Consider the following 11991-nt stretch of genomic DNA (forward strand, 5'->3'; position numbering starts at 1 on the left):
CCCCGAGTGGCCATAGTCTGCTGGCGGGTGCCAAGAGGGGTTTCCCTGCAGAGGGAAAAGCAAGCGGCCATCGAGCCTGCCGGCGTTCTGGGCCGTTTGGCCATGGCCCGGACTTCGGGCTAGGGGGCATTAGGGGAGATTCCGTAATTCTCAAACCTTTACCGGTAAGTACGGAAAACGCTTGAGCCAGTTGGGAACCTTGTTCCTGTAGAGCCCATACCACCCGGGCCGACTTTTCCTTCGGCTTTAACCCCTCAAGACGAAGAAGCCTCGCTCCCCCGGGAACCAAACCCTGGAGAAACACCAGCCCGCCAAAGTCCTTGTCGGTGATGAGAAGGAGAGCCTCCCTTTCCTTGGCCAAGGCCACATACAGGACCTCGAGGCCCTCAGCCCGTAGCCGCGCCCCAACCGGGGCGTCTACCCCTTTGTCAGCGACAATCTTCACGCCACCTTCTCAGGGACCGGGCAGTACACCTCTGCCCCGAGGGTTTCGGCCGCATAGAGCACAGATCCTCTGGCGTAAGGCGGGGGTGGGCAGCCAGAACCTCCTTGGGTGTTTCCCCGGCAGCCAAACGGCGGAGGACCTCCTCCACGGTGATCCGGGTACCGGCCACCACGGGCTTACCCAGCATCACCTCGGGATCCCTGATGACCCAGGCTTCCATGTGTCCTCCAGTACGCCACCCCGAACCTCTCGGTAGCGGATAGCAAAGGTGTTTTCCAAATCGCTCCCTTACCCGAGGACCATCCGCTTGCCTTGGCCCCCCAGGGCTGCTAGAATCCTCTAGGTGTGGGCGCCCGTAGCTCAGCAGGATAGAGCGGGGGCTTCCTAAGCCCTAGGCCGGGGGTTCGAATCCCTCCGGGCGCACCAAGGCCAAAAACACTTCCCCCCTCGCTACCGAGGGGGGAAAGCCTTTTTTCCTAGTCTCAAGAGCGCACCGGACGCCTGCCGCGGGCTGGCGCCTCGGGCAAAACCTCCACCCGCTTAGCCCTCTCCAGCTTCACCCCCTGCACCTCGGCTAGGCGGGGGAGGTCCTGGGGACGGAGGTCCACGTAAAAGCCCTCCTCTCCCTGGGCGATCTTGCCCACCTCGAGGCCCACTTCCTTAAGGAGGGCCACCAACCGGGGCAGGGTGAGGCGGGGACCCGTGGCCTTGAAGGTAAGCCAACCCTCCTCGCCCGTGAGGAGGCTTTTCTCCCTGGGGGCCCCCCCCAGAAGCAGGGCCATGAGGGCCGCCACCACCTCCACCCGCCCCTCGGCGAACAGACGGCTGGCAAAGTCCTGGTACAGCTTGTAGTCCCTCTCGGGCACCCGGGCGAGACGGGCCAGGAGGTGGTGCCACTTGGCCTCGAGGACTTCTTCGGGCGTGGGGGGATTCACCCGCTTGAAGGTGCGGCCCACGGCCCTTTCCAGCTCGGAAAGCTCCCGCCTTTCCCGGGGGCCGTAGAGGATCACCACCTCACCTCCCCGCCCGGCCCTGCCCGTGCGCCCCGAACGGTGCTGGTAGGTTTCCGGCTTGTCGGGGAAGCGGTAGTGCACCACCAGGTCCACCTCCGGGATATCCAGGCCCCGGGCGGCCACATCCGTGGCCACCAAAACCCTTACTTCCCCTTCCCGAAAGGCCCTCATGACCCTTTCCCGATCCGTCTGGGAAAGATCCCCGTGGATGGCCCGCGCCGGGTGCCCGAGGCGAAGAAGCCCCGCGGCCACCTCCTCGGTCTCCGCCTTGGTGCGGGTGAAGACGATGGCCCGCTTAGGGGCCTTGACAAAAAGGATATCGGAGAGGAGGGAAAGGCGGTCCCCAGGGACAGGAATGGCCTCCTCTTGGTAGGTGACGCCCTCCTCCCGCACCACGTTGATGACCACCGGGCTTTTCATGTACCGCTCCGCCAGCTTCTTGGCCCAGGAGGGCAGGGTGGCGGAGAAAAGAAGGGTCTGGCGCTCCTTAGGGGTGGCGGAGAGGATGGCCTCCACCTCCTCCTCAAAACCCATGGAGAGCATCTCATCGGCCTCGTCCAAAACGGCGATCCGCACCTGGGAAAGGTCCAAGACCCCTTGCCGCAAGTAGTCCAGGGCCCGCCCCGGGGTGGCCACCACCACATCGGCCCCCCGGGCCAGCTCCTCCTTCTGCTTGCCGTAACCCGTGCCCCCGTACACCGTGACCACCTTGAGGTGGGGGGCCACCGCCTGCAACTCCCCGGAAACCTGAAGGGCCAGCTCCCGGGTAGGGGTCAGCACCAAGGCCCTGGGGAGGCGGCCCCGCTCCTTGGAGGCCTCGAGGCCTTGGGCGATGGGCAAGGCAAAGGCCAGGGTCTTGCCGGTGCCCGTGCGGGCCTGGCCGATGAGGTCCTTGCCCTCGAGGGCCAGGGGCAAGGCCGCCGCCTGGATGGGGGTGGGGGCGTTGATACCCCGGCGCAAAAGGGCTTCCTTAATCTCGTCCTTCAGGGGAAAGTCTTTGAACTCCATTCTCTCTCACTTCCCGGGCCCCACCCGCGCCCGAAAAGGAGGGGCAAAGCCCGTAAACCTTTCAAGTTTAGTGAACTAGAGCACGAATGTCAAGGGAATGACCTCCACCCTCTCCCCTTCCCTGGCATCCTGGTCGGGGGGGAGGACCACCAGGGCGTTGCCCAGGGCCATGGAGCGCAAAACCCCGCTGGACTGGCTCCCGGTGGTGCGCACCACAAGCTCCCCCTCAAAGGAGAGCACCCCGCGGCGGAAGACCTTTTTACCCTGGGCACTCTTAAAGGGGGTAAGGACCCTGGCCTCGAGGAAACGGTAGGGGGGCTCGGTGCGCCGAAGGAGCCGGTAGAGGAAAGGCCTCCCATAGAGGAAAAAGGTCACCATGCTGGAAACCGGGTTTCCGGGTAGGCCCAGCACGGGAAGCCCATTCAGTCGGGCAAGGAGCAGGGGCCCCCCGGGCTGCTGCTTCACCTTCCAGAAGACCACTTCCCCCGCTGTCTCCAAAACCTTACGCACCACATCGTACTCCCCCATGGACACCCCCCCCGAGGTAAGGAGGAGGTCCAGCCGCCCTGCCCCCTCGAGGCGGGCGAGCACCTTTTCCGGATCGTCTTCCACCTTGCCCAGGAGGACGGGCTCCCCTCCAGCCTCCCACACCAGGCCCAGGAGGCTATAGGCGTTGGAGTTGTAAACCCCCCCATAGGGCAAGGGTTCCCCCGGCTCTACCACCTCGTCCCCCGTGGTGAGGATCCCTACCCGGGGTCGCCGGAAGACCTGCACCTGGGGGTAGCCCATGGCCGCCGCCAGGCCCAGCCTTCCTGGGGTGAGGAGGTCCCCCTGCCGCAGGTAAATCTCCCCCTTCCGCAGGTCATCCCCCTGGGGCCGGATGTCCTTGGCGCTGGCCGGGGCGAAGAGGAGCACGTAATCCCCTTCCCGCCGGGTGTCCTCCACCCGGATAACGGCATCTGCTCCATCAGGGATAGGGGCCCCGGTGTAGGCGGCCACCGCCTCCCCCTTCCCCACCCGTCCGGCAAAGGGCCTTCCCGCCGGCGACTCCCCGATGACCCTGAGGCGCACCGGGTTCTCCCGGCTCGCCCCCAGGGTGTCCTCCTCTCGGCAGGCGTAGCCATCTATGGCGGTGTCGTCCTGGTCGGGATGGTCCACCAAGGAAACCAGGTCCTCCGCCAGGACGCGGCCATAGGCCTCCTTCAGGGGTACCTCCTCCACGGGAAGCTCCCCCTTGGCCTCCACCAAGACCAGCTCCAACGCTTCCTCCACGCTGATGCCCGTGCGCATAGGCCCAGTCTAGGGCAAAGCCCAAGGCCTCAGGAAGAAGATTCCCGGTAGGCCGCCTGCAAGCGGCCAAAGGTCCAGGGCCAAAGGGCAATCCCCACGGCGTAAAGACCCAGGGTAAGGGCAAAGAGGTAGTTGAAGGCGACAAGGCCCCAGGCCTCCTGCACCATACCGGACAAGGCACTCCCCAAGGCAAAGAGAAGGCTCCAGAGGGCGGACTCCATCAGGAAGAAGCCCGGGCGCTCGTCTTCCTCCAAGTAGTCCATCACCAAGGCGGCGTACACAGGCCCGGCAGCGTTCATAAGGGCTCCCCGGATGAGGAGGGCCACGGTAACGAGGGATAGCCAAGGCACCCAGGCCAGGATGGCCATAAAGGGCAGGGACAAGGCCTGCACGAACACGATGGCCCCCAGTTTCCCAAGCCGGCGCACCAGAAGGGGCTGGAGCAACATGGCCACCCCGGTGGCCAAGGCGGAAAGGGCAAAGACCAGGCCCGTGGTTCCGTAGCTGAGGCCAAACTTTTCCCGAAGATACAGGTTCAAGAAAGGGATGACCAGTCCAGCCCCAAACCCGATCACCGCCTGGGGCAAAAAGAGGCGCAGCCAAATCCCAAACCGCCCCCTCAGCCTGGGGGGTGTTCCCTGCCCTTCGGGAAGACCAACCAGAAAGGGAAGCGTCAGGAGGAAAAAGGGAAGGGCAAAGAGGATCACCCACCTGGCCCCCACCCATTCGGAAAGGGCACCGGCCAAAAGGGTGGAGAAAAAGCCCGAGGCCGTGGTCAAAGCCGCCTGCAGGCTGAAAAGGGAAACCCGCCTCTCGGCAGGGATCAACCGGGCCATGAGAGGTGCCCCCGCCCCCTGCACCAAGGCTCCCGCCAGCCCGTATCCTGCCAACGAGGGGAACACCAGCAGACCAAACCCCAAAAGAAGCCCGCTTCCCACCGCCAGGGCTAAGGCCAGAAGAAAGCTCTTCCGGTAGCCCAGATGGGGGATAAGGTAGGCCAGGGGCAGGGCAGAAACCACGCCCACCAGAAGAAGCAGAGCCTGGGCAAGCCCTATGGCTTGGCGACCATAGCCCAGGCCCTCGAGGTGAAAGTTCAGGAAAAAGTAAATAAGGTTAGCCCCAAAGGACCAGAGGAAGCTGGCCGCGAGGAAGCGATAAGCTAGTGAACCGAGTATATACCTCACAAAACCCTTCTCTGAGGAAACAAGCCTGGATCCAAGGCCCCTACCCCTGCCGGCTTGGGCAATGAGGCGCTAGAGAACAGGCCCCGCACCGGGGCTTACGGGCCAGGCACACGTACCTGCCGTGAAGGACCAGGGCGTGGTGAACAAAAACCCAGTCCTCCTTGGGGAAAAGCCTCTCCAACTCGGCCCCGATCTTCTCTGGGCTCACAGCCTGGGAGAGGCAGAGCCTTTTGGCCAGGCGGGCCACATGGGTGTCCACGGCAATGCCCGGCACGCCAAAGGCCGCCCCCAGGACCACGGTGGCCGTCTTCCAGCCCACCCCCGGTAGCGCCATCAAGGCTTCCTTTTCCTTGGGTACCTCCCCCCCATGCTCCTCCACCAGCCTTCTGGCTAAGGCCACCAGGTTTTTGACCTTGGTGCGGTAAAGACCGATGCGCCTGATGTAGGGTTCGACCTCCTCGGGAGTCGCCTTGGCCAGGGTCTGGGGGTCGGGAAACCGGGCAAAGAGGGCCGGGGTGGCCTCATTTACGCTTTTGTCCGTGGCCTGGGCGGAAAGCACCGTGGCCACCAAAAGCTGGAAGGGGTTATTGTGCTTTAGCTCCGTTTTAGCCCCCGGATACGCCACCTTCAGGGCCTTCAGGATGGCCAAGGCCCGCGCTTTCTTCTCCTTTTGCCCTTCCTTAGGGCAACCCACGGAGTCTACTCTACAATGAGGGCGTGGAAAAGCCCAAGCTGGGCCTCATCGTGCGGGAACCCTACGCCAGCTTCATCGTGGACGGAAGGAAGACCTGGGAGATCCGCAAACGCCAGACCCGACACCGGGGTCCCTTGGGGATCATCAGCGGGGGGGTATCTCATCGGCCAAGCGGACCTGCTGGACGTGCAGGGACCCTTCACCGTGGAGGAGCTTCTGGCCCACCCGGAAAAGCACCTGGCGGAGGAAGCCTTTCTCAGGACCTATGCCGGGGAACAGCCCCTTTACGCCTGGATTTTGCACAACGCCTTCCGCTACGAAAAACCCCTCTTCGTACCCAAAAAACCCGGTCGGGTCATGTTCGTGGATCTTTCCGAGGTATGGCCATAAGCCCCCCGTACCCCACGAAGACCAGGAGGTCGGGATCCAAGGAAGCGATCACCTCCTGGCGGTGGGTGGCCACCACCAGGGTGATCCCCGCCTGGCGCACCAGCTTCCCAAGACCCAAGGCCACCCGCCTGGCGGTGGGCACGTCCAGGTGAGCGGCAAACTCGTCGATCAGGAGAAGGTCAGGGCGCTGGGCCAGGAGGAGGGCCAAGCGGTAGCGCTCCCGCTGGCCCGTGGAAAGCTCCTTCGGCCTGGCCCGGTAGAGCACGGCGTCGGAAAGCCCCACCCGGTTCAACACCTCAATGGCCGCCCCCACATCCTGAAGCTGGCGGTAAAGCCGCTCCAAGATGGGCTCCTGGCCAAGGTCCACCTCCCGCTCCCCGGGGATATAGGCCACCCGCTTGCCCTCGGGTACCTCCACCTCTCCCCCTCCGGGAGCTCCCCCAGGAGGAGGCGAAGGAGGGTGGTCTTCCCCACTCCGCTGGCCCCGGCCAGGGCCACCACGCTGCCCGGGGGAACCTCGAGGTCCACCTCCCTAAGGATCGCTCGCTCCAGCACCCGGGCCTTGACCCCGAAGGTCACAAGGGTTTCCTGCACCTCTGGGGAAAGGTCGGAAAGGTCCAGGTGGCTCCGGTAGCCTTTACGAACCCCCACCAGCCGGATAGACCCTGGAAGCCCCCGCACCCTCCCGAAACGGGAAACGAAAAGCCTTCCCCCATGGACCCTGGCGTAAGGGCCTTCCTTCAAAAACCGATCCAGGTAGTGCTCCGCCTCCTCCGTAAGGGGATAGGCCAGCACGGGCCTTCCCGAGGCGGTGTCGAAGAGGTAGCGGAAGCCCACCTTCTCAAAAAAGGGGTGGTAGCGGGCCATCTGGGCCACGGTGTACACCAGGTGTTTCTCCCGCCTTCCCTCGGGCACAGCCCGCTCCTTCACCCAGGCCAAGGCCAGCTCCACCAAAAAAGCCCCTAGGCCCTCCGAGCGGTAGTCGGGGTGCACCACCACCCGGGCGATGCGGCTGGCGGCGGTGTGCACTCGGTCCAGAGCGCTTTCCCAGTCCTTCCCGCCCTCAAAGGTCGGGCGGAACCAGTCCTTGGGAAAGATACGCTCCCGGATGTTCCGCTCCACGCCCCCAGGAACCCTGCCCCCTAAGGGGCTTTCCCTCACGTGGTCCAGCGTCCTGGAAAATAAGGGCCACAAGGGGAAAGCCCCCTCGAGGGCATACTCGTCAAAGTCCAGAAGGGGTTTGCGGTATTCCGTGGCGAGCCTGACCCTGTCCCCGGGGCGGAGCCATTTGGCCGCATCCCCGGTCATGCGAAGCCTCAGGCCCCCCTCGAGGACAACCTCCCCAAACCAGCGCCAGTAAACCCTCCGCCCCAGGACCCTCATGGGCGCTAATAGGCCTTGGCGAAGAGCACCCGCTTGCCGTAGGCGCTCTTCCGCCCGCAGCGGACGCACACCCCTTCTTCCGCCTCCCCCTCAAAGGGGATGCAGCGGGTGGTGGCGGTGGTCTCCTCCTGGATGGCCTTCTCGCAGGCCCGGTCCCCGCAATGGAAGGCCAGGGCAAAACCCTCCTGCACCGCCTCCTTGAACTCCTCGTAGGTGTCCACCTTGCGGGTGTGGGTTTCCCGGAACTCCAGGGCCCGTTGGTAAAGGGCCTGGTGGAAGGCATCCAGCTTCTCGGGTAGCACGGTGGGAAGGACTTCTAGGGCCAGGCGCTCCTTTCCCCCCAGGCGGCTGGCCAGGACGGCCTCGCCCGCCTCGAGGTCCTTGGGGCCAAGCTCAATGCGGAAGGGCACCCCCTTAAGCTCCCACTCGTGGAACTTGTAGCCTGGGGTGTACTGGTCCCGGTCGTCCAGGTGCACGCGAAGCCCCGCCTGGAGAAGGCGCCGCTTCAGGTCAAAGGCCGCCTCCAGAACCCTCTCCCGGCTTTCCTCCCGGTAGATGGGCACGATGACCACCTGGATGGGAGCCAGGCGAGGAGGCAGGATGAGCCCCTGGTCGTCCCCGTGGGTCATGATGATGGCCCCGATGAAGCGCCAGGAAAGCCCCCAGCTGGTGGTGTGCACGTACTTCACCTGGAGGTCTTTGTCCTGGAACTTGATGTCAAAGGCCCGGGCGAAGTTCTCCCCCAGGTAGTGGCTGGTGCCCGATTGCAGAGCCTTGCCGTCCCGCATCAGGGCCTCAATAGTGGTGGTGTAGACGGCCCCGGCGAACTTCTCCTTTTCCGTCTTCATGCCCTCCACCACGGGGATGGCCGCGTACTCCCGGGCCAGCCTGGCGTAGACGGAAAGCATCCTGCGCACCTCCTCCTCGGCCTCCTCCCGGGTGGCGTGGGCGGTGTGCCCTTCCTGCCATAGGAACTCGCTGGTGCGGAGGAAGGGCCTTGTGCGAAGCTCCCAGCGCACCACGTTGCCCCACTGGTTGAGAAGCTGGGGCAGGTCCCTATAGCTTTTGATCCACTTGGACCACATGTAGCCGATCACCGTCTCCGAAGTGGGGCGCACCGCCAAGGGCTCCTCCAGCTCCTCCCCCCCGGCATGGGTGACCACGGCCAGCTCCGGGGAGAAGCCCTCCACGTGCTCGGCCTCCTTCTTCAGGAAGCTCATGGGGATGAAGAGGGGAAAGTAGGCGTTTTGGTGGCCAGTTTCCTTGAACATGCGGTCCAAAATCCCCTGGATGTTTTCCCAAAGGGCATAGCCGTAAGGCCGCACCACAATGGTGCCTCGGACCGGTCCGTAGTCAGCGAGCTCGGCCTTTTGGATGACCTCGAGGTACCATTCGCTGAAATCTTGGCTTTGCGGGGTTAGGCCCTTCTCCTTCGCCATACCCGCACATCTTACCTCAGGAGAGGAAAACCCCCAGCTCGGTAAAATGGCCCCATGGACCTCTTCCCGGTTCTCAAGGAGTTGCATCAGAAAAGCCCAAGGAAAATCCTCCTAGTGGTCTTAGACGGGGTGGGGGGGCTTCCCCCCGAGTCCGGGGGGCCCACGGAGCTGGAAGCGGCCAGGACCCCAAACCTGGACCGCCTGGCGGTGGAAAGCGCCCTGGGCCTCCTCACCCCCGTCTACCCCGGCCTTACCCCCGGAAGCGGCCCCGGGCACCTGGCCCTTTTCGGCTACGATCCCTTCCGCTACGTAGTGGGCCGGGGGGCGCTCTCCGCCCTGGGCCTGGGGGTGGACTTCCGGGAAGGGGACGTGGCCTTAAGGGGGAACTTCGCCACCTTAGGCCCAGATGGACAGGTTCTGGACCGCCGGGCGGGCCGCCCCAGCACGGAGGAAAACCAACGGGTGGTGGCCAAACTCCAGGAGGCCATCCCCCGCATTGAGGACGTGGAGGTCTACTTCTACACGGAAAGCGAGCACCGCTTCCTGGTGGTCCTCCGGGGCGAGGGCCTGGGGGATGGCATCACGGACAGCGACCCCCAGAAGACCGGCCTCCCTCCCCTGAAGGCCCAGGCCCTGGACGAAGCCTCCAGAAAAACCGCTCGGATCGTGAACCTCCTTTCGGAGCGCATCCAGGAGGTGCTCAAGGATGAACCCGGGATCAATGGAGCGCTTTTCCGAGGCGCCTCGAGGCGGCCCTCCTTCCCCAGCATGGCGGAGGTCTACGGCCTGAAGGCAGCGGCCATCGCCAGCTACCCCATGTACAAGGGCCTCGCCGCCTTGGTGGGCATGGAGGTCCTGCCCGTGGAGGGGGAAGGGGACGCCCACGAGGGGAAGCTGAAGGCCTTGCAGGAAAACTGGGAACGCTACGACTTCTTCTACCTCCACTTCAAGAAGACCGACGCCAAGGGAGAGGACGGGGACTTCTGGGGCAAGGTGGCGGAGATCGAGCGCTTTGACGCCCTCTTGCCGGAGATCCTGCGCCTGGACCCTGACATCCTGGCCATCACCGGGGACCACTCCACCCCTGCCCTCCTCAAAGGGCATTCCTGGCACCCCGTGCCCCTTCTCCTCAAGGCCCCTTACCTGCGGAAAGACGGGGCCTTGCGCTTCACGGAAGGGGAGGCGGCCAAGGGAAGCCTCGGGCACCTCCGGGGGGTGGAGCTCATGCCCCTCCTCCTGGCCCACGCGGGGAGGCTCTTGAAGTACGGGGCCTGAGGTGTAGGGTTCCCATCCTGGCCCAGGCCACGGGAACCCTACAGGTAGCCCGCCCGCTTGAGCTCCTCCGCCACCGCCTCGAGGACCTGCTCATAAGCCCGGTCCAGGTCAACGTCCTTTAAGGTGGCCCCAGCGGCGGGCACATGCCCCCCACCCCCAAGCTTCACGGCGATGTTCTGGGCGGAAACCCCACCCCGGGAGCGGATGGACACCTTCACCCCCTCCTCCCGCCTGCGCAGGAACACGGAAACCACGCTCCCCTCCACGTAACGGATGAGCCCCACGAAGTCGTCGGAGTCCTCCTCCTCCCGCTTGGCATCCTCGGGAAGGTGAGCGGTGACCAGGAGCCCCCCGAAGTGGAAGGCCACCGTGGAAAGCACCTGTCCCATGAGGCGGAAGTAGGAGGGGGGGCGGAACTGGAGCCTATCGGTAAGCTCGGCCAACTTCACCCCGTACCCCACCAACTCCGCCGCCACCCGCAGAACCTCGGGGGTGGTGTTGGCGAAGCGGAAGTTGCCGGTGTCGGTGAGGATGCCGGTGAGCACCGGGGTGGCGATCTCCGCCGTCCACTCCACCCCCAGGAGATCAATGAGGTCCTTCACCATCTGGGCGGTGGCCGCCTTGGAGGGGTCCACCACGGCAATGTGGCCGAAGCGGGGGTTGGTGCCGTGGTGGTCAATGTTGATGACGAAGCCCTCCACCGGTACCCCCACCACCCGGGAAGGCTCAGCGCTGTCCAGGGCCACCAGGGTGGCCCCTACAGGGAGCTTCGCCACGGGGTCCGAGTACTCCTCCTCCTTGGGCAAAAAGCGCAGGAACCTAGGGGGCTCGGCCACCCAATAGGCCTCTTTGCCCAGGGCTTTAAGGGCCCGGTATAGGCCTAAGGAGCTACCGATGGCATCCCCATCGGGGTCCACGTGGGTGGCGATGTAGATGGGGCCTTCCACCGCCTTCAAGACCTCGGCCACCAGGCGCATCTTCTCCCAGTACTTGGGGTCGGGGACGTTCCCGTCCATAGGCCATACCCTATCACGCAAAGGGGTTTCTCACCTCTAACCCTCCATAGGCCCCAGGGTGGAGGTCCTCGCTCCAGACCACCCGGGCCTTTAGGGCCCGGGCGCTTTGCAGGATGAGGGCATCCCAGAAGGAGATCCGGTGGCGCTCTGCCAGGTGGGTGGCCTTAAGAACATCCCCCAGGGTGGGCTCGTGCACCCAGGCCTTACCGAGGTCGGTCAGGATCTGGCGGGCCACCTCCGGGGAAAGGGGGGCTTGGAGCTTACGGGTGGTGACCACGTAAAACTCCTGGAGCACTTGAAGGGATAACGCCAAGCGCCTTGCCACCATAAGGCGCTCCAGGAGCGCAAGGGCTCGCTCCCGTTTGGCCGGGGAGGAGCGGTCGTAGGCGTAGACCAAAACGTTGGTATCCACAAACTCAGGAGGCTCTATCGTGCACCTCCTCCCGGGAGGGCAAGGGCATGCCCCCGGTATCCAGGATCCCCTGACGCATCCAGGAAAGTTGCCGACTAAAGGCCTCTTCTAGACCCTCCTCCCGCTCCACCTCCTTCTCCAAAAGCTCCGCCACCCAGGCGTTTAGGCTCAAGCCCCGCTTCAGGGCCAAGGCCCGGGCCCGGCGCACCAGCTCTGGGGGAAGCCTTAAGGTTAGGTTCCGGCTCATGCCCTTAGGTTAGCACAACATGATGTGCATAGGGTAAGGTGAGTGCCCCGTTGGGGCTTGCGCCCTGACGGGAACCCCAAAGGGGCCGCGGGCAAACCGCATCTGCCCTTGCCGATGGGGCAACCTTCGCGCATGGGCGCTTAGAGGCTGTCGTAAAAGTCTCCCACCTCACCTTACGCGGCCCTCGCCAGCCGC

10 protein-coding genes, 1 tRNA gene and 2 pseudogenes are annotated in these 11991 nt (G+C 64.6%); 3 read left to right on the top strand and 10 right to left on the bottom strand.

Annotated features, from left to right (window positions below; translation table 11 throughout):
* Positions 1 to 428: 428 nt before the first annotated feature.
* Positions 429 to 665 carry a DUF433 domain-containing protein gene (locus tag C2847_RS08505; RefSeq protein ID WP_341865803.1) on the bottom strand — a complete coding sequence of 79 codons (237 nt, stop codon included), beginning with the start codon at positions 663 to 665 and terminating at the stop codon, positions 429 to 431.
* A gap of 129 nt (positions 666 to 794) precedes the next feature.
* On the opposite strand from C2847_RS08505, the gene C2847_RS08510 reads away from it, so the two are divergent.
* Positions 795 to 871 (top strand) — tRNA-Arg (locus C2847_RS08510).
* Positions 872 to 927: 56 nt separating this feature from the next.
* Here C2847_RS08510 and C2847_RS08515 read toward each other — a convergent pair.
* The 4 genes from C2847_RS08515 to nth form a co-directional block, all read right to left on the bottom strand.
* A complete protein-coding gene (locus tag C2847_RS08515) occupies positions 928 to 2466 on the bottom strand; it encodes a DEAD/DEAH box helicase (RefSeq protein ID WP_105317990.1) in 1539 nt (512 codons plus the stop codon).
* A 75-nt stretch (positions 2467 to 2541) separates the two neighbouring features.
* Entirely contained in the window at positions 2542 to 3756 is a 1215-nt protein-coding gene (locus tag C2847_RS08520) for a molybdopterin molybdotransferase MoeA (RefSeq protein WP_105317991.1), read from the bottom strand.
* Between the two features lie 29 nt (positions 3757 to 3785).
* Complete coding sequence (locus C2847_RS08525) at positions 3786 to 4940, bottom strand: MFS transporter (protein WP_164835682.1); 1155 nt, start codon at positions 4938 to 4940, stop codon at positions 3786 to 3788.
* A 40-nt stretch (positions 4941 to 4980) separates the two neighbouring features.
* Complete coding sequence (gene nth / locus C2847_RS08530; RefSeq protein ID WP_105317992.1) at positions 4981 to 5634, bottom strand: endonuclease III; 654 nt, start codon at positions 5632 to 5634, stop codon at positions 4981 to 4983.
* Between the two features lie 23 nt (positions 5635 to 5657).
* Between nth and C2847_RS12945 the strand changes: the two are divergent.
* Positions 5658 to 6024 (top strand): annotated as a pseudogene (locus C2847_RS12945) (ASCH domain-containing protein).
* On the opposite strand, the pseudogene C2847_RS08540 reads toward C2847_RS12945, so the two are convergent.
* Together C2847_RS08540 and proS are read right to left on the bottom strand one after the other, a co-directional pair.
* A pseudogene (locus tag C2847_RS08540) lies at positions 5990 to 7407 on the bottom strand (GNAT family N-acetyltransferase). The pseudogenes C2847_RS12945 and C2847_RS08540 sit on opposite strands and share 35 nt — an antisense overlap.
* 5 nt (positions 7408 to 7412) lie before the next feature.
* Positions 7413 to 8846, bottom strand: coding sequence for a proline--tRNA ligase (gene proS / locus C2847_RS08545; RefSeq protein WP_105317993.1), 1434 nt, complete (start codon positions 8844 to 8846; stop codon positions 7413 to 7415).
* Positions 8847 to 8900: 54 nt separating this feature from the next.
* Here proS and C2847_RS08550 point away from each other — a divergent pair, with 54 nt between their 5' ends.
* Positions 8901 to 10121, top strand: a complete 1221-nt coding sequence (locus tag C2847_RS08550; protein WP_105317994.1) for a 2,3-bisphosphoglycerate-independent phosphoglycerate mutase — start codon at positions 8901 to 8903, stop codon at positions 10119 to 10121.
* Positions 10122 to 10159: 38 nt separating this feature from the next.
* On the opposite strand, the gene C2847_RS08555 is transcribed toward C2847_RS08550, so the two are convergent.
* From C2847_RS08555 to C2847_RS08565, 3 genes are read right to left on the bottom strand one after another with little or no spacing between them, the layout of a single operon-like run.
* The gene (locus C2847_RS08555) at positions 10160 to 11137 is read right to left on the bottom strand and encodes a DHH family phosphoesterase (RefSeq protein WP_105317995.1); all 978 of its coding nucleotides are present in this window, start codon (positions 11135 to 11137) and stop codon (positions 10160 to 10162) included.
* Positions 11138 to 11150: 13 nt separating this feature from the next.
* Positions 11151 to 11549, bottom strand: coding sequence for a PIN domain-containing protein (locus C2847_RS08560; RefSeq protein WP_244187389.1), 399 nt, complete (start codon positions 11547 to 11549; stop codon positions 11151 to 11153).
* Between the two features lie 4 nt (positions 11550 to 11553).
* Positions 11554 to 11796: a YlcI/YnfO family protein gene (locus C2847_RS08565; RefSeq protein WP_105317997.1), complete on the bottom strand. Its 243-nt coding sequence runs from the start codon at positions 11794 to 11796 to the stop codon at positions 11554 to 11556.
* Between the last annotated feature and the right edge of the window lie 195 nt (positions 11797 to 11991).

It is taken from the genome of Thermus tenuipuniceus (assembly GCF_002964845.1).
GTDB lineage: Bacteria > Deinococcota > Deinococci > Deinococcales > Thermaceae > Thermus > Thermus tenuipuniceus.

Excerpts from the sequence above, each read along its gene's own strand:
- C2847_RS08555 (WP_105317995.1), bottom strand. The coding sequence starts at position 11,137 with ATGGACGGGAACGTCCCCGACCCCAAGTACTGGGAGAAGATGCGCCTG.
- C2847_RS08520 (WP_105317991.1), bottom strand. The coding sequence starts at position 3,756 with ATGCGCACGGGCATCAGCGTGGAGGAAGCGTTGGAGCTGGTCTTGGTG.
- C2847_RS08505 (WP_341865803.1), bottom strand. The coding sequence starts at position 665 with ATGGAAGCCTGGGTCATCAGGGATCCCGAGGTGATGCTGGGTAAGCCC.
- C2847_RS08550 (WP_105317994.1), top strand. The coding sequence starts at position 8,901 with ATGGACCTCTTCCCGGTTCTCAAGGAGTTGCATCAGAAAAGCCCAAGG.
- proS (WP_105317993.1), bottom strand. The coding sequence starts at position 8,846 with ATGGCGAAGGAGAAGGGCCTAACCCCGCAAAGCCAAGATTTCAGCGAA.
- C2847_RS08565 (WP_105317997.1), bottom strand. The coding sequence starts at position 11,796 with ATGAGCCGGAACCTAACCTTAAGGCTTCCCCCAGAGCTGGTGCGCCGG.
- C2847_RS08515 (WP_105317990.1), bottom strand. The coding sequence starts at position 2,466 with ATGGAGTTCAAAGACTTTCCCCTGAAGGACGAGATTAAGGAAGCCCTT.